Here is a 15,486-nt window from a genome sequence, read left to right as displayed (position 1 = left end):
TCAATGCCGGCCCAAAGCATTTGGACACTTCTCAGCTGGGGACCGGATGGCTGGAGTGACGACATTGCGTCTGGCGTTCTGGTCACCATCGCGCTGGCGCTGGCCACATTGCCGATCGGCCTGGTGATCGGCTTTTTCGTCGCCTTCGCCAAGCAGCAAGAAGAGCCCGCGCTGCGGTTGGCCGGCAACATCTACACCACCGTCTTTCGCGGCCTGCCCGAACTGGTGACGCTGTTCCTGTTTTTCTTCGGCATGCCGCTCCTGCTGCAGCACCTCGTCCGGCTGTTCAATCCTGACGCGACGATCGACGTGAACGGCTTCGTCGCCGGTATGATCGTGCTGTCGCTGATCTTCTCGTCCTATGCCAGCGAGGTCTTCCTCTCCGCCTTTCGCGCCATCCCGAAAGGCCAGTATGAGGGCGGCTACGCCATTGGCCTGTCGAAATGGCAGACGATGCGGCTGGTTGTCCTGCCGCAGCTGATACGCATAGCTTTTCCCGGCCTGGAGAATTGCTGGCTAAGCCTGCTCAAGGACACTTCGCTGGTCTCGGTGGTCAATCTCGCGGAGACCTTGCGCCAATCCGGTGTCGCGGCGCGCGTCACCAAGCATTCCTTCCTCTTCTACAGCGTTGCGGCGCTGATCTTCCTGCTGCTGGCCGTCCTGTCGTCGATCGCCACGAGCTACATCCTGCGCCACCTCGGCCGGAGGGAAGCGCGATGACCGTCAGCCAGGCTATCGCCATCGACAAGCCGCCTCCGCAAGCGCGCGGCTGGCCGCGAGCCCGCATCCTCGGCTACGCGCTGGTCGGCATCTGGGTGCTGTTCGGTGCCGGCATCGTTGCCTACCTGGTCTATGCGTGGAACGCCGAGTTCTTCGCCAGATATGCTCCAGCCTATCTTCAGGGCCTGGGAACCACGCTCTCGCTGGTGAGCATTTCAATGGTCCTCGGCGCCATCTTCTCGCTGCCGGTCGCCTATGGCCGCATGTCGAAGAACCGGATCCTGTCGGGGCTTGCCTATTGCTATGTCTATTTCTTCCGCGGCACGCCGCTGCTCGTGCAGACCTATCTGGTCTATTACGGCGTCGGCTCGTTCCGGCCCGAGCTTGAAACGGTCGGGCTGTGGTGGTTCTTCCGCGAAGCCTTCTATTGCGGTGTCTTCGCCTTCTCGCTCAACACGGCCGCCTATCAGGCCGAAATCCTGCGCGGCGCCATCGAAAGCGTGCCGCGCGGCCAATGGGAAGGTGCAGCCTCGCTTGGCCTGCACAAATTGCAGACGCTGCGCAAAGTGGTCCTGCCACAGGCGATCATCGTCGCGCTCAGGCCCTACGGCAACGAGCTTATCCTGATGATCAAGGCATCCGCCATCGTCGCCATCATCACCGTCTACGACCTGATGGGCAACGCCAAGCTCGCCTACGCAAAATCCTTCGACATCCAGGCCTATATCTGGGTGGCGATCGTCTATCTGGTGATGGTCGAGATCCTGCGCCACGGCGTCGAATGGATCGAGCGCCGGATCACCATCCACCTGCACCGATAAGCCCCGCACATCGCCCTGCACCAGTCAATGCGGCGCTGCATTGCCTTGACGAATTTTTCGCATGGCCTAGACCTTCCGGCACTGAAATCTCTAATTTTGTTGGAAGGCAGGCTTTATGGCATCGGTTGCATTTCTTGGTCTTGGCGTCATGGGCTACCCGATGGCCGGGCATCTCAGGAACAAGGGCGGTCATGACGTCACCGTCTATAACCGCACCAAGGCAAAGGCCGAGCAGTGGGTCGCCCAGCATGGCGGAAAGCTGGCGCTGACGCCGGCGGAAGCGGCAGAGGGCAAGGATTTCGTCTTCTGCTGCGTCGGCAATGACGATGATTTACGCTCGGTCACGACCGGTGCGAACGGCGCCTTCGCAGCGATGAAGAAGGGCGCAGTCTTCATCGACAACACCACCGCCTCGGCCGAGGTCGCGCGCGAGCTCGACGAGGCCGCGCGCAAAGCCGGCTTCTCCTCCCTCGACGCGCCGGTGTCCGGTGGCCAGGCCGGCGCCGAGAACGGCGTGCTGACCGTCATGGTCGGCGGCGAGCAGGCCGCCTTCGACAAAGCCAGGCCGGTCATCGACGCCTATGCCCGCATGGTCGGCCTGATGGGGTCGGCCGGCGCCGGCCAACTGACGAAGATGATCAACCAGATCGCCATTGCCGGTCTCGTCCAGGGGTTGGCCGAAGGCATCCATTTCGGCAAGAAGGCCGGCCTCGACATCGAAAAGGTGATCGAGGTGATCTCCAAGGGCGCCGCCGGCTCCTGGCAGATGGAAAACCGCCACAAGACGATGATCGCCGGCAAATATGATTTCGGCTTCGCCGTCGACTGGATGCGCAAGGATCTCGGCATCTGCCTGGCGGAAGCCAACCGCAACGGCGCCAAGCTGCCGGTGACGGCGCTTATCGACCAGTTCTACAAGGATGTGCAGGACATGGGCGGCAAGCGCTGGGACACGTCCTCGCTGCTTGCCCGTCTCGAAAAATAGGCGTCGCGATGCCCCTGCCCGATCCGAGCTGGAGCGCCGACGACATCGTCGCGCACTTGCGCTCGATCGGCACGCAGGAGAACCGCGCCGGAATGGCACGCTTTGGCATCAACACCGTGAGCGCGCTCGGGGTCGGCAATTCCGACCTGCGGCCGCTGGCGCGCAAGCTGAAGAAGAACCATGAGCGGTCGCTTCTGCTGTGGGACAGCGGTGTCCGCGAAGCCCGGCTGATGGCGGTCTTCACGGGCGAGCCGAAGAAGGTCGACATCGATCAGTGCCGGCGCTGGGCCGCGGATTTCGACAGCTGGGAGATCGTCGACACCGTTGCCGATCTGTTTGCCGAAACACCGTTCTGGCGCGAGTTGATCGACGAGTTCGCCGAAGACGAGCGCGAATTCGTGCGCCGCACCGCCTTTGCCATGCTGGCCTGGAGCGCGGTGCATCGCAAGAAAGAGCCGGACGCGACCTTCCTTGCCTATTTGCCACTGATCGAAAAACATGCCGGCGATCCGCGCAATTTCGTCCGCAAGGCGGTCAATTGGGCGCTGCGGCAGATCGGCAAGCGATCGATGAGCTTGCACGCCCCTGCCCTTGCGCTGGCCGAGAAACTGGCGGCCTCATCCGGCAAGACGGCGCGCTGGATCGGCAAGGATGCGGTCAAGGAACTGACGGATGCCAAACAGCTTGAAAGGCTCGCGGCCGCAAGGGCCTGACCTTGCCGGCATTCGCTTCGTCGAGGTGACGCAAAAGACGCGCGGCCGTTTCGAGGCGCTGTTCGAACAGCCCGGCGCGCCGAAATATTGCTGGTGCATGGCCTGGCGCCATTCCAGCCGCGAGCACATCCAGAACGACGAGAAGAAGCGCATGATGATGGCGCGCATCGATGCCGGCAGGCCTGTCGGTATCGTTGCCGAGTTGGACGGCAGGACAGTCGGCTGGTGCTCGGTCGCGCCGCGCGAGACCTATCGAAAACTTTCAAAGCAGCAGGACGACACCGAAACCGGCATATGGTCGATCGTCTGCTTCTATGTGCCGAGGGCTATGCGCGGTGGCGGGTTGGCCTCCGCCCTGCTTGACGCGGCGATCGAGCATGCTTTCGCCAAGGGCGCGCGCATCGTCGAGGCCTATCCCGTCGACGAGGCCGCGCCGAGCTATCGCTTCATGGGTTTTCGCGCCATGTTCGTCGCGCGTGGCTTCCGTGAGATCGGCACCGCCGGCACGCGCCGGCATGTGATGCGGCTGGAACGTTGATTCCGGTCTGGGTGAATTGTCACGACACGGACACCGAGGTTGCTATCGGCGCAGATCGTGAACGCCGAGCTCCTTCCACATCCACTCGAAGCTGTAGGTCGCCATCGGATGGGTCGGATCCGGCTGCTTGGCAGTCTGATTTTCGAGGTATTTCAGCCAATCGGCAACCTTTTGGCGCCCGGCCGCGGTTTTGGCAGCCTGACGCGGCGTCTTGTTCCCCAACGCCTTGACCGGTTGGTCGAGCGTCTCCCGATAGTGCCGATCCAGGTACTCGCGGATGCCCTGTTCGGCGATTTCTGGCGGGATGTTCGATCGCGACGTTTCTGCACCTTTGCGTGGCCGTTCGGCCTTCATCTGCTCGACCGTGCGAATCTCGGTAAGCGGTGTCCGGACAAGATCGCCGAGGGCCTGCCGGATCAAGGCAGTCCCCTTTTCCACCCGCGCAGCGGAATTGGCCGACAGATGCAGGAAACGGCCCTTCAACTCGACGTTGCCTAGCACGAGCGGACCACTATCCATATTGGTATCAATGACAGGACCGGTAGCCGCTTTTGCTTTGTTGCCGCTTTTCGGGGTCTCCTCCAGCCAGTTCCAGAATTTCGCGTCCGCCTGCGACAAGGCTGGAATATCGTTCAATAGGGCAGCGATGTCCTCCTGTTTCGCGCCTGCTGCAAGCGGAAAGCGGACGCTATGGAATACGATTTCGTCACCATCGGTGTTCTGCAACCTTGGTCCCGCTACCCTTCCAAGGGTGTCGAACAGCCATGAGAGCGTGAACATGAATGCTGCAGCCTGCAGCTCATCATCCTTGATGGCCGGTAGCTTTTTCGCGTTTCTTTTGCCGAACAGGCCCCGCAGCCCATCGAACAACTTTTCGGTGGCCTGAGGGGCAAAGGGCAAGACACCGCCGGCCATGACGTTTTTGCCCATGACGGGGACGATCCTCGCGGCAAGCTTGTCCCACTGCTTCAAAGTCTTGGTGGCGCTGCCCTCGCTGACGGCGATCGGCTCGTCACCGCGGATAAGGTCGCGCGCCATGAAAGATACTCCCGGAACGACGTCGCTCACCTCATACAAACTCATGACGGAGCTGCGCAGCGCCGTCATATAGGCCCTTGCTTGCGCGCTTTCTTTCCAGCCACGGCGCTTCAGATACTCATCAACCATATTGCTGGGTTCGCCCTCGAAATCCTGCGTCAGGAAATCCTCGAAAGCGCAGCCCCAAAGAGCGTTCGTCCAATGGTCGCCGAGGACTTCGGCAAGGTCTTCAAAATCCCCTCCGCCGTCGAGGACCGGGCCGAAATGTTCGTTGAAAACTTCCTCGAAGCATTCGCGCCATTCGTCACGAGCTAGAAATTTCATCAGCCCCTTGAGATCATGACTGGTCGGCATGGAACTTCTCCAGGTACTTGTGCGCTGGGGATCGCGCGACACTGGCGCGCTGCCATCGTATCGTCGGGTATTTTCAGCGCCGTTCGCACGACCAGGCAAGACGTGGACGACGATTTCCCGCTGTTTCTTCAGCGCGGCGTTCCGCCAGAGCGCTTCGGTGGCTGCTGACCATTCCATCGGGCTGGAAAATGCTTCGAGATCACGGCAGTCTTACTCTCTCGCAATCACGGATCAGCCCCAATGCAGCCCATGAACAACCGTCTCGGTACAGGCGCGATTATCGCTGCAGTACTTGGCCTCGCCGTCAGTCACGCTTCAGCGGAAACCGCGCATATCTTCTGGAAGGATCTGCGCCCCGCCAAGCAAGCCGTCGCGGAAGACGCGAACCTGCCGATGATCGCGGCAAAACTTCCCGATCACGGCGAGACCTTGTCGCTCACTTTGCGGGACAGAAACATACAATTAGCCGGCTATGCATTGCCGGTCGATCGCGAGGGCGATCTCGTCTACCAGTTCCTGCTGGTGCCATGGACCGGCGCCTGCAGCCACATGCCGACACCGCCGCCGAACCAGATCGTGCTGGTCACGCCAGCACATCCCTACAAGATGACGGAAGCGTACGAGCCGGTCTCGGTCACCGGCGTGCTGAAGCCAGGCATGGAAAAGAGCCAGCTCTTCATTCTCGACGGCGTCTCGATCGTCCAGTCGGGCTACACGGTGCGCAGGGCCGAGGTGGCGAGCGTCGCCATCGTGCCGGACACGGTCACGCTGCCGGTCAACTCGCCGTGGAATTTCCTCAACAAATAAAAACTAACTCTCGTCGCTTCGCGCACAACGGGAAGCGGCGAGCGCCCGAGGGTCAGGCCGCATTGGCGCCCGACTCCTTGTCCAGCATCATGTAGTCGAGCGGGATCTCCGTCGTGTACTTGATCTGCTCCATGGCGAAGGACGACGACACGTCGCGGATCTCGATCTTGGCGATCAGCCGCTTGTAGAAGGCATCGTAAGCGGCAATGTCGGGCACCACCACGCGCAGCAGGTAATCGACGTCGCCGCTCATGCGGTAGAATTCGACCACCTCCGGGAATTCCTGGATCACCTCGGAGAAGCGCCGCAGCCATTCATGGCTGTGCGAATTGGTGCGGATCGACACGAAGACGGTGACGCGCACATTGACCTTCTCATGGTCGAGAATGGCAACGCGACGCTTGATGACGCCCTCTTCCTCGAGCTTCTGGATGCGCCGCCAGCAAGGCGTGGTCGACAGGCCGACTTTCTTGGCGACATCGGCGACCGCGAGCGTCGCGTCCTCCTGCAGGAGGCGGAGAATTTTTCTGTCGAGGCGATCCATAGGGGGAGCTCCAGGGGAATAGTTTGGCCATAATCCCTTTTATCGGAGCCTTTCACAAGAAAGAAATTCTGCCGATGACGGCAAAAGCGAGTGATTTCTTGCAAGATGCCTAATCGACGCGATAGCGGATTTCCGACCTCAGGAAGGGCAGCAATTCCATTTCAAACCAGGGATTCTTCCTCAGCCAGCCGGTGTTTCGCCAGGATGGATGCGGCAGCGGCAGCACTTTCGGCTTCGTCGGTCCATCCCATATGGCGCGCCAATTTCTGACCGTCTCGGTCAGCGACGGCAGGCGCGTCGTGCCCATATGCCATGCCTGTGCGTAGCCGCCGATGGTCAGCACCAGGTCGATCCGGGGCATCAGCGCCATCAATTGCGCGCGCCAGGCCGGCGCGCACTCGCGGCGCGGCGGCAGGTCGCCGCCTTTGGCGTCCTGTCCAGGGAAACAAAAGCCCATCGGGACGATGGAGAATTTTTCTGTGTCGTAGAATTCTTGCGCGCTGACGCCGAGCCAGCTTCTCAGCCGATCTCCCGAGGCATCGGTGAACGGCATGCCCGACAGATGCACCTTGGTGCCGGGCGCCTGGCCGGCAAGCAGGATCCGTGCGGTGGAGGACGGCTGCAGCACCGGCCGCGGCTCATGCGGCAGGGGCCGGCCGAGCGGCTGGTCGACGCAGATGCGGCAGGCCCGCACCCTCGCGGTCAGGCGCTCCAATGCTTCGCTCATATCGGGCGGATTGTCCAATTGCTGCCGCTCAGGCCGTCGCGCTCGGCCGGCCTGTAAGCGCCGCATACCAGCGCAGCACGTTCGTGCATTCCTCCGGCACCTTGATGCGGGCTGGTTTCATGAAATCGATGGCGATCATCCCGGTGATGTCGGCGACCGAATAGGCATCGCCGGCGGCGAACTCCCGCTCCGCCAGTTCATGGTCCAGGAGGCGCAGGAATTCGATTGCCTTCGGCTTGTTGGCCTCGCCCCATTCCGGAATTTGCGGCACTTCCCACTCCTTCATCGCCGGATGAATATGCCGGAACGCGGCGGTGACACTGCTCATCAGGTTCAACTCCATGCGTCGTTGCCACATCTCGACCATGGCTTTGCCGAGCGCGCCTTTGCCGAACAGCGCGGGTTCGGGATGCAACTCCTCGAAATAGCGGCAGATGGCGATCGATTCGGTGATGACAGTGCCATCATCGAGCTCAAGCACCGGCAGACGCCGCAGCGGATTGCGCCGCGCCACCTGCTCGCCGCGATGCTCCAGCGCGCCCATGTCGACAGGCACCAGCGGGACCGTCAGCCCCTTCTCGGCAAGGAAGACACGCACGCGCCGGGGATTGGGCGCGCGACCGCCATCGAACAGCTTCATTCCATCCTCCAGTTTCCCATCCTTCCTGCTTCTTGGCCGATCATAGGGCGCGGGTCCGCCCATCACCAGAAGCGAAAAATTTCGCGCACTGCATCGCCGAATGAGGCCAGCGTGCCATGCCTCCGCTCGACCGGCGCATCATGATGGCTGTCGCGCCAGTCTTGCGGCTCCTCGAAGGTTCCGGCCCAGATGCCGACCTTGGCCGCTCTCGCTACCGCTTCCTCGGTCTCGAAGTCGCCGAAGGCAACCGCCCATCCGGCCTGCACCTGGGCAAGGTTGAGATCGGTGTCTCCTGCCTTGCAATCGCCGAGCAGACGGCCGTAGCGGTCGCGCTGCCAGCCGCTGCAGGAAACAGGCCTGCCCGCGATCAGGCGCGCCAGCGACTGCCGGGCCAGCTTGCCGCAGGGATAGTCGGCGCCGGCCTTCCGGCAAGTCTGCTGATATTCGGGAGCATCAATGCCGCGCATGCGGATGCGCTCGGCCCCCAGCGTGATCGAATCGCCGTCGTTGACGATCGCCGTGCCTTGCTTCTTACGCGTCTCGAAGCGGTCGAGCCGCGCCGCCACCAGGATCAGCAGCCCAAGCAGAACAATGGCCAGTCCGTAGTCCAGCAGCTTGCGCAACAGGCTTCGCGGCGGGCTTGCCGCATAGCGCCGGCGCGGTCCTCGCGGCCCGAAACGGCTCATATGGCAAACAGTCTCTTAATCATTCGAACGTAGCTTAACGAACTGAAAATCGCTGCGCGCAGAAATTGAAGTCCGTATGCCTTTGCTACGCTCGAACACAGCGGATAAATTCATTGTGGACCGCCGTAAACCGCACCGCAACAGCGATGTGGCGCGCGCGGTGCGCAAGACGCGCGACCGCCTTTCGCAACAGGCCGGCAGCCTCGACTTCGACCGTGAACTCCTGAAACTGCACGCGCGCGCCATGGTGGTCAGCGCGGTCGCGATCCCGCTGCTCGTGCTTGCCGTGACGGCCATCGGCCGGCTGGCGGGCTTGGACAACCAAATCACCATCTGGGCTCTGTCGACGCTGCTTTGCTACACGATCGTCGCTTTCATGTCGCGGCGCGTGGAGCGAACCGAGGCAGCCGAGCTCGATCCGGTGCAGACGCGTCGCGACTTCCTGATCGGCCATTTCCTGTGCGGCCTTGGCTGGGCGTGGTTCGCATGGATCGGCTGCGACACATGCCAGGTCGACCAGTTCCATGTCGCCAAGGCCATGGTGCTGCTGGTCGCCATGGCGACGACCGCCGTGATGACCTCCTCGCTTGGCGGCGCCCTGTTCGCTACCTTTGCCATCCCCGTTGCCGTCTACGTCTACACCGTCGTGCGCCTGTGGACGCCGATCGAAGCCACTATGGCGGCGCTGCTGATCGTGGCACTTCCGTTCTTCGGTTACGTCGCGCGTCATCTCAATCGGGCCTCGTTGATGCTGCTGTCGTTCCGTTCGGAAAAGGACGCGCTGATTGCCGAGCTGGAGACGGCAAAATCGATGTCGGACGAGGCAAGGCGGCGCGCCGAGGACGCCAATCTGGCGAAATCGCGCTTTCTCGCCTCGATGAGCCACGAGCTCAGGACGCCGCTCAACGCCATCCTCGGGTTCTCCGAGGTGATGGCCAATGAAGTGTTGGGGCCGATGAGCAATCCGACCTACCGTGACTATGCCCATGACGTGCATGAGTCCGGCCAGCATCTGCTCGACCTGATCAACGAGATCCTCGACCTGTCGCGCATCGAGGCCGGCCGCTACCAGCTCAACGAGGAGCCGGTGGTACTGCTGACGATCGTCGAGGACTGCTGCCACATGATGGAGCTGCGCGTCCGCAACAAGGACATCCGCGTCATCCAGGAATTCGAGGAGACCCTGCCGCGCCTCTTCGCCGACGAGCGCGCGGTCAGGCAGATCACGCTCAACCTTCTGTCCAATTCGATCAAGTTCACGCCGTCCGGCGGTGAAGTGCGCGTACGCGTCGGCTGGACTGCGGGCGGCGGCCAGTACATTTCGATCAAGGACAACGGCCCCGGCATACCAGAAGAGGAAATCCCGGTGGTGCTCTCCGCCTTCGGCCAGGGCTCGATCGCCATCAAGAGCGCCGAACAGGGAACCGGCCTAGGCCTGCCGATCGTGCAGGGCCTGCTCGCCATGCATGGCGGCGAGTTCGAGCTCCATTCCAAGCTGCGCGAAGGAACCGAGGCGATTGCCATCTTCCCGCTCAGCCGGGTGATGGAGGAACTGCCGGCCCTACCGACCAAGACGGTCGTCGCGCGTGGTCGCCGCTGAGGCAATTTCCGTCGGCTCTAAAGCCGGACAGCCATCGCCATGCCGGAACTGGTCAACGCCGCGGCCTTGACGATACCGGCGGCGAGAGCGGCCCCTACCCCTTCGCCATGGCCGATGCCAAAATCGAGCAGCGGCCGCAGTCCGAGCTCTTCGGCCGCTTTGGCGTGGCCAGGCTCGGGTGACAGGCTGGCAAGCAGACAATGATCGAGCGTGCCCGGGTTGGCCGCATGCAGAACAGCGGCTGCCGCGGTCGCCGCGAAGCCATCGAGCAACACGGGGATCTTCTCCATGCGGGCTGCAAGAATGGCGCCGCAAATCGCCGCGAACTCGCGCCCGCCCACCCGTCGCAAGGCCTCGAGCGGATCGCCGAGGCCGGACCCATGAAATGCCAGCGCCCGATCCACGACCTCGGCTTTGCGCGCCATCATCGCCGCATCGGCGCCTGACCCCGGCCCGACCCAGTCTGCTCCCTTGCCGCCGAACAGCGCGGCGCAAAGGGCGGCAGCGATCGTTGAATTGCCGACCCCGAGGTCGCCCAAGCACAGGAGATCGGCGCCGCCTGCGACCGCCTCCATGCCGAAGGCCATGGTCGCGGCGCAGCCGCGCTCGTCGAGCGCGGCCTCTTCGGTGATGTCGCCCGTGGGAATGTCCAATGCAAGGTCGAAGACCTTCAGGCCGAGATCGTTGGCGATGCAGACCTGGTTGATCGCGGCCCCGCCGGCGGCGCAGAGCTCGACTTCATTGGCGGTCGCCGCCACCGGCCGCGGCGAAATGCCGTGCCTGACGGCGCCATGATTGCCGGCGAAGATCGCCACCAGCGGACGATTGATCGCCGGCGGCGCGCGCCCGCTCCAGGAAGCAAGCCAGGCCCCGATGTCCTCGATGCGCCCCAGCGAGGCCTTCGGCTTTTCCGCTTTGTCAAAAAGCGCACTGACACGGGAGCTCGCCGCGTGATCGGCGGGCGGCAACGCCGCCAGAAGGCTTCGGAAATCGTCAAAGGGCGTTGCGGTCATTTATGTCGGTCGCGGCTCGTTGCTGAAGTCGCGAGCGGCATAGCCGCCTTCTCCAGCCGGCACAACCGCCTGCGATGCCGCGAAAGCGCTGCCTTTCGGCGCATTGCGAAGGGCTTGCATTCCTCCGGCGGTTGCACCATGTGGAATGAACGCGAGAGAACAGCATGACCGCCATCGAATCCCCCTGCATCCTGGTCTGTTCGATCGATATGAAAACCGGCTTCTGCTTTGGCTGTGGCCGCACACGCGACGAGATTTCCGGCTGGCTCACGATGACCCCTGAAGTTCGCCGGGCGGTGATGGCCGAACTGCCGGCACGGCTGGAAACGGTCGAGCGTCGGCCGCGCCGGGAAACCCGGCGAACCCGCATGGCGCGCGAACGCGGCGTTTTGTGAGAAAGAACCGATGAACCGGCTGCTCTGGATCGTGATGGCGGTGATCGGCGTCGGGGTCGTTCTGCTCATGCTCAACAATTCGGCCGGCCGCACTTTCGGCATGGCCAACAACGACTTCGGCCGGCTGATCTGGGTCGGCGTGCTGGTGATGGTCATCGGTGCGAGCCTGCTCCGCTCGGGCCGGCCGATGGGCGACATGGCGCGCAATCTCGGCGTCTGGGCTGCCTTCGTACTCGTGCTGATCGCCGGCTACCAATATCGCTACGAGTTGCAGGACGTAGCGAGCCGCGTGACCGCAGGCCTTGTCCCGGGCAGTCCGCTGGCGCTCGGCGTGGAGAATGGCCGCCCGACCGTCACCCTCGACAAAGCCGACAACGGCCATTTCGAAGCGCGAATCCTGGTCAACGGCACGCCGGTGCGAGCCGTGGTCGACACCGGCGCGACCAGCACGGTGCTGACGTCCGAGGATGCGCAAGCCGCGGGTTTCAACCCGGCGGCGCTCAGCTACAGCGTGGGCGTTTCCACCGCCAACGGCATGGCGCGCGCGGCCACGGTGACGACCAACCAGGTGGCGATCGGCGGTATCGTGCGCAAGGACATGCCGGTGATGGTCGCCGCACCCGGCATGCTGGACCAAAGCCTGCTCGGCATGAACTTCATCAGCTCATTGTCGGGCTTCGACGTGCGCGGCGACCGTATGATCCTGCGGGACTAACCAATGCATGTCGCCCAAAGTGCGCAGCGGTTTGGGGGATCGACATGCATCAAAACAAAGACTTAAAGCGCGTAGATTGAATCCGTTTCAACGCGACGCGCTTTAGAAGTCAGGCTGCTTCGGCTTCCGCCGCCGCGAAATCGATTGCCGAAAATGCAGTCTTCAACACCTCCGGCCCAGCTCCGGGTTTATTGGCGTCGGTAGAGAGAATCTGTCGGAAGCGGCGCGCGCCGGGCAGGCCGTGGAACAATCCCACCATATGGCGGGTAATGTGGCCGAGCCGCCCGCCATGCTCGATATGGCGCGCGGCATAGCCGGCCATGGCGTCAATCAGCGCCGCGTAGTCGAAGGCGGCGGCTGCCTCGCCATAGAAGGCGGCATCGACGCCGGCGAGGATGCCTGGCGTATGATAGGCCGCGCGGCCGAGCATCGCGCCGTCGACATGCCCGAGATGCGCCAACGCCTCGCCGAGCGATTGAATGCCGCCATTGATGCCGATGAATTCATTCGGCTTTCTAGCCTTCAACCGATAGACGCGCGGATAGTCGAGCGGTGGGATATCGCGGTTCTCCCTGGGGCTCAGCCCCTCCAGCCAGGCCTTGCGGGCATGCACCCAGAGCGCGTCGGCGCCGGCGGCGAATACGCCGTCGGCGAGCGTGTCGAGAGCAGGCTCCGGGTCTTGGTCGTCGACACCAATGCGGCATTTGACCGTGACGGGGATTTTCACCGTGGCCTTCATCGCCGACACGCACTCGGCCACCAGAACCGGCGTCTTCATCAGGCACGCGCCGAACGTTCCCGACTGGACGCGGTCGGAGGGACAGCCGACATTGAGGTTGATCTCGTCATAGCCGAAGGATTCGCCGATCCGCGCCGCTTCGGCGAGCTTTCCGGGATTCGATCCGCCAAGCTGCAGCGCCACCGGATGCTCGACATCGTCGAAACCGAGCAACCGTTCGCGCGCGCCATGGATGACGGCGTCGGCCACAACCATCTCGGTGTAGAGCAGCGCCCGACGCGTCAACTGGCGGTGGAAGAACCGGCAATGCCGATCTGTCCAGTCCATCATGGGTGCTATGGCAAGCGTCGTCCGCATAGGCCTATTCATTCATTGCCGCAGGTCTCACAGCCCAAATCCACTGGCACGATCTATCTTATTTTCTTTTACTTTCAAGCAGTTCGAATGGCGAGGGGACAAAAGTCCCCACCCTAGAGGGACCATTTCCCGATTCACACTTTGTGTTAAAAAGCAATAGTTCGATTTGAACATTCCACAAATAAGCGTAAACTTTTTGCGCTCATGTTGAGCGGGAGACGTACAGGCAATCAATGCCTGCTGGAAGAGGGGCGGGTTGAGTATGCCCTCATCATTGATCCTTGGTGACCGCCATTGGTGGGTCCCCGATGCGCCCAGGACGCATCCCCCCAGAAATGCCTGACGGGGCATGGAGCGGGGGAGCGGCGGCCCTCTCAACACCCTCTACCCCTAAAGCCAAAGCATCACTCCAGTTTCCTTTAACGATGGCGCTCAGCGCTGGCCTGTCCAGTGCATGCGCGCCCATGCGGCCGGTTGCCAGCGTTGGCGCTGATATCGCGCCTGTCGCATTGAAACCAAGGAGAATTTGCAATGACGATCAGCTTCATTCTCAACGACGAGGCCGTCAACGATCAGACCGCTGATTTGCAAACCGGCGACAGCGGCGACGGTTTTACCGATACCGATGTGGCGTACTCTAGTCTGCCGGCTTCGTTCCGGACCTATCTGGAGACCACTCTCGGGTTGAACTCCGCGTTCCCGACCAATGTGGGCGTCGCGACCAAGACGAACTCGGTCACCGTCAACGCCACCGCCGGTTCCCAGCTCGCTGGCACCACCTTTACGGACGGTAGCGGCGGCGCCCTCGACGGCGACGACAGCTTGCTCAAAACCGCCGATGGCAAGGAAATCTTCCTCTACGCCGACGGAAGCGACACCGTAATCGGCAAATATGACAGCGATGGCGTCGGCGGCGTTGATTCGATCGCCTTCGTCATCTTCAAGCAGGACGTGTTGAATGCCGGCGGGACCAGCGACCAGGTAACGTTCAATATTGTCACCTACGTGCCGATCTTCCATAGCAACACCGGCGACGCGGATGACGCAGTCGATCTTGGCAACACCCTCAAGCTCGCGGCGACCGAGACGCTCAACTTCGGCTTTGCCGGAGCACCCTCCGGCAGCAATCTGTTCATGATGTTCGGCAGTCCGACCTCCGCCCAGATCGTGGTGATCGGCAAGGACCCGTTGAACCAGTCCCAAGGCGGAAACATCACCACCAAGGATGTGCTCAACATCAGCCAGGCCGGCAGCACCACCTCCTTCGGCGTCAACGGCAACCAGATCAATCCCGCCGAGGGCGCGTTCATCACCTATGTCACCGGCGCGGATACGAACTTCCTCGTGCCCAATCTGGACCAGAACGAGGCCGACGTCGAAGCCAACATTGCCTTCACGAACGTCGTCAATGCAACGGGGGCGTCCTTCACGGTCAACCAGACCAACCCGGGCGTCGGACCCGTCACCGTCAAGATAACGGCCTTCAACACCGCTGCAGAACCGGGGGTGAATTTCGTCGACGGGCTCACCAACGACACGCAGGTCAAAATCACATCGGCCTCGGTCACCGACTTCGTCGTCAAGACCGGCAATACGCAATTTACTCCGGTCGCCACGGTCAACGCCGACGGCACCTTGACGATCACCGGCCTGAGCACCGGCGACAAGGTGTCGTGGACGACCAGCGGAATCCACGACCGCGTGCTGATCGAAAACATCAGCGACGCAGACGGCGTTAGCGGCAACGACAACAATACTTTCGACATCGGCGGCTTCGGCATCGTGTCTTCCAGCGGCTCCTCGACGTTCGTAGGCCAACAGATCGTGATCGAGGACGACGGCCCGACGGCGAGCCAAGCCCAGCAGACCGGCACGGTCGACGAGGACGGGGTGCCCGGGGGCATTGCCGGCGGCATCGGCGACGTGGCCGGCGAGGCCACCCAGGCCACCGGCAGCGTGACGCCGCTGTTCAACTCCGGCGCCGATGCGCCACTGACCTTCAGCCTCAATAGCATCACCAGCGGACTGCCCGCGCTGACCTCAGGCGGGGTGACGGTGACCTACTCCGTCGTCGGCAACACGCTGACGGCTTCG

The 15,486-nt window shown here is 62.6% G+C and carries 17 protein-coding genes; 10 read left to right on the top strand and 7 right to left on the bottom strand.

Annotated features, from left to right (window positions below; all coding sequences use genetic code 11):
• Window positions 1-3: 3 nt before the first annotated feature.
• From YU3_RS0128130 to YU3_RS0128110, 5 genes are all read left to right on the top strand, one after another.
• Window positions 4-720 carry an ABC transporter permease gene (locus YU3_RS0128130; RefSeq protein WP_027169352.1) on the top strand — a complete coding sequence of 239 codons (717 nt, stop codon included), beginning with the start codon at window positions 4-6 and terminating at the stop codon, window positions 718-720.
• The gene (locus YU3_RS0128125; RefSeq protein ID WP_027169351.1) at window positions 717-1,541 is read left to right on the top strand and encodes an ABC transporter permease; all 825 of its coding nucleotides are present in this window, start codon (window positions 717-719) and stop codon (window positions 1,539-1,541) included. The genes YU3_RS0128130 and YU3_RS0128125 overlap by 4 nt, the downstream gene beginning before the upstream one ends.
• Window positions 1,542-1,656: 115 nt before the next feature.
• On the top strand, window positions 1,657-2,526 hold the full coding sequence (locus tag YU3_RS0128120; protein WP_027169350.1) for an NAD(P)-dependent oxidoreductase: 870 nt from the start codon (window positions 1,657-1,659) through the stop codon (window positions 2,524-2,526).
• Between the two features lie 8 nt (window positions 2,527-2,534).
• On the top strand, window positions 2,535-3,239 hold the full coding sequence (locus YU3_RS0128115) for a DNA alkylation repair protein (protein ID WP_027169349.1): 705 nt from the start codon (window positions 2,535-2,537) through the stop codon (window positions 3,237-3,239).
• Window positions 3,199-3,777, top strand: a complete 579-nt coding sequence (locus YU3_RS0128110; protein ID WP_051334106.1) for a GNAT family N-acetyltransferase — start codon at window positions 3,199-3,201, stop codon at window positions 3,775-3,777. The genes YU3_RS0128115 and YU3_RS0128110 overlap by 41 nt, the downstream gene beginning before the upstream one ends.
• 42 nt (window positions 3,778-3,819) lie before the next feature.
• Here the strand turns inward: YU3_RS0128110 and YU3_RS0128105 are convergent, their stop codons facing one another.
• Window positions 3,820-5,169 (bottom strand): hypothetical protein, encoded by a 1,350-nt coding sequence (locus YU3_RS0128105; RefSeq protein ID WP_027169347.1) that lies wholly within the window; start codon window positions 5,167-5,169, stop codon window positions 3,820-3,822.
• A 249-nt stretch (window positions 5,170-5,418) separates the two neighbouring features.
• Here YU3_RS0128105 and YU3_RS0128100 point away from each other — a divergent pair, with 249 nt between their 5' ends.
• Window positions 5,419-5,976: a DUF3299 domain-containing protein gene (locus YU3_RS0128100; RefSeq protein ID WP_027169346.1), complete on the top strand. Its 558-nt coding sequence runs from the start codon at window positions 5,419-5,421 to the stop codon at window positions 5,974-5,976.
• A gap of 52 nt (window positions 5,977-6,028) precedes the next feature.
• Here the strand turns inward: YU3_RS0128100 and YU3_RS0128095 are convergent, their stop codons facing one another.
• The 4 genes from YU3_RS0128095 to YU3_RS0128080 form a co-directional block, all read right to left on the bottom strand.
• The gene (locus tag YU3_RS0128095; RefSeq protein WP_027169345.1) at window positions 6,029-6,520 is read right to left on the bottom strand and encodes an Lrp/AsnC family transcriptional regulator; all 492 of its coding nucleotides are present in this window, start codon (window positions 6,518-6,520) and stop codon (window positions 6,029-6,031) included.
• Between the two features lie 109 nt (window positions 6,521-6,629).
• Window positions 6,630-7,247 (bottom strand): uracil-DNA glycosylase family protein, encoded by a 618-nt coding sequence (locus YU3_RS0128090; protein ID WP_027169344.1) that lies wholly within the window; start codon window positions 7,245-7,247, stop codon window positions 6,630-6,632.
• Between the two features lie 28 nt (window positions 7,248-7,275).
• Entirely contained in the window at window positions 7,276-7,887 is a 612-nt protein-coding gene (locus tag YU3_RS0128085) for a glutathione S-transferase (protein ID WP_027169343.1), read from the bottom strand.
• A 62-nt stretch (window positions 7,888-7,949) separates the two neighbouring features.
• Window positions 7,950-8,573, bottom strand: coding sequence for a thermonuclease family protein (locus YU3_RS0128080; RefSeq protein ID WP_027169342.1), 624 nt, complete (start codon window positions 8,571-8,573; stop codon window positions 7,950-7,952).
• Between the two features lie 76 nt (window positions 8,574-8,649).
• On the opposite strand from YU3_RS0128080, the gene YU3_RS0128075 reads away from it, so the two are divergent.
• Window positions 8,650-10,173 (top strand): HAMP domain-containing sensor histidine kinase, encoded by a 1,524-nt coding sequence (locus YU3_RS0128075; protein ID WP_027169341.1) that lies wholly within the window; start codon window positions 8,650-8,652, stop codon window positions 10,171-10,173.
• 17 nt (window positions 10,174-10,190) lie between these two features.
• On the opposite strand, the gene YU3_RS0128070 is transcribed toward YU3_RS0128075, so the two are convergent.
• Window positions 10,191-11,186 carry a nicotinate-nucleotide--dimethylbenzimidazole phosphoribosyltransferase gene (locus tag YU3_RS0128070; RefSeq protein WP_027169340.1) on the bottom strand — a complete coding sequence of 332 codons (996 nt, stop codon included), beginning with the start codon at window positions 11,184-11,186 and terminating at the stop codon, window positions 10,191-10,193.
• Window positions 11,187-11,350: 164 nt separating this feature from the next.
• On the opposite strand from YU3_RS0128070, the gene YU3_RS0128060 reads away from it, so the two are divergent.
• A complete protein-coding gene (locus YU3_RS0128060) occupies window positions 11,351-11,581 on the top strand; it encodes a DUF1289 domain-containing protein (RefSeq protein WP_027169339.1) in 231 nt (76 codons plus the stop codon).
• 10 nt (window positions 11,582-11,591) lie between these two features.
• The gene (locus YU3_RS0128055) at window positions 11,592-12,296 is read left to right on the top strand and encodes a TIGR02281 family clan AA aspartic protease (RefSeq protein WP_027169338.1); all 705 of its coding nucleotides are present in this window, start codon (window positions 11,592-11,594) and stop codon (window positions 12,294-12,296) included.
• Window positions 12,297-12,405: 109 nt separating this feature from the next.
• Here the strand turns inward: YU3_RS0128055 and dusA are convergent, their stop codons facing one another.
• Window positions 12,406-13,392 (bottom strand): tRNA dihydrouridine(20/20a) synthase DusA, encoded by a 987-nt coding sequence (gene dusA, locus YU3_RS0128050; RefSeq protein ID WP_245273683.1) that lies wholly within the window; start codon window positions 13,390-13,392, stop codon window positions 12,406-12,408.
• Window positions 13,393-13,923: 531 nt separating this feature from the next.
• Between dusA and YU3_RS37635 the strand changes: the two genes are divergently transcribed.
• A partial coding sequence (locus YU3_RS37635; RefSeq protein WP_198021728.1) for a hypothetical protein occupies window positions 13,924-15,486 on the top strand: 1,563 nt, incomplete at its 3' end.

The sequence above is a fragment of the Mesorhizobium sp. WSM3224 genome, from assembly GCF_000427725.1.
GTDB lineage: Bacteria > Pseudomonadota > Alphaproteobacteria > Rhizobiales > Rhizobiaceae > Mesorhizobium.
Note: the sequence above shows the minus strand (reverse complement) of the source record. Positions and strands in the feature narration are given on the sequence as shown.

Coding starts and splice junctions, on each gene's coding strand:
- YU3_RS0128075 (WP_027169341.1), top strand. CDS start 8,650: ATGCCTTTGCTACGCTCGAACACAGCGGATAAATTCATTGTGGACCGC.
- YU3_RS0128060 (WP_027169339.1), top strand. CDS start 11,351: ATGACCGCCATCGAATCCCCCTGCATCCTGGTCTGTTCGATCGATATG.
- YU3_RS0128055 (WP_027169338.1), top strand. CDS start 11,592: ATGAACCGGCTGCTCTGGATCGTGATGGCGGTGATCGGCGTCGGGGTC.
- YU3_RS0128070 (WP_027169340.1), bottom strand. CDS start 11,186: ATGACCGCAACGCCCTTTGACGATTTCCGAAGCCTTCTGGCGGCGTTG.
- YU3_RS0128080 (WP_027169342.1), bottom strand. CDS start 8,573: ATGAGCCGTTTCGGGCCGCGAGGACCGCGCCGGCGCTATGCGGCAAGC.
- YU3_RS0128090 (WP_027169344.1), bottom strand. CDS start 7,247: ATGAGCGAAGCATTGGAGCGCCTGACCGCGAGGGTGCGGGCCTGCCGC.
- dusA (WP_245273683.1), bottom strand. CDS start 13,392: ATGCGGACGACGCTTGCCATAGCACCCATGATGGACTGGACAGATCGG.
- YU3_RS0128105 (WP_027169347.1), bottom strand. CDS start 5,169: ATGCCGACCAGTCATGATCTCAAGGGGCTGATGAAATTTCTAGCTCGT.
- YU3_RS0128120 (WP_027169350.1), top strand. CDS start 1,657: ATGGCATCGGTTGCATTTCTTGGTCTTGGCGTCATGGGCTACCCGATG.
- YU3_RS0128095 (WP_027169345.1), bottom strand. CDS start 6,520: ATGGATCGCCTCGACAGAAAAATTCTCCGCCTCCTGCAGGAGGACGCG.
- YU3_RS0128085 (WP_027169343.1), bottom strand. CDS start 7,887: ATGAAGCTGTTCGATGGCGGTCGCGCGCCCAATCCCCGGCGCGTGCGT.
- YU3_RS0128100 (WP_027169346.1), top strand. CDS start 5,419: ATGAACAACCGTCTCGGTACAGGCGCGATTATCGCTGCAGTACTTGGC.
- YU3_RS0128125 (WP_027169351.1), top strand. CDS start 717: ATGACCGTCAGCCAGGCTATCGCCATCGACAAGCCGCCTCCGCAAGCG.
- YU3_RS0128130 (WP_027169352.1), top strand. CDS start 4: ATGCCGGCCCAAAGCATTTGGACACTTCTCAGCTGGGGACCGGATGGC.
- YU3_RS0128115 (WP_027169349.1), top strand. CDS start 2,535: ATGCCCCTGCCCGATCCGAGCTGGAGCGCCGACGACATCGTCGCGCAC.
- YU3_RS0128110 (WP_051334106.1), top strand. CDS start 3,199: ATGCCAAACAGCTTGAAAGGCTCGCGGCCGCAAGGGCCTGACCTTGCC.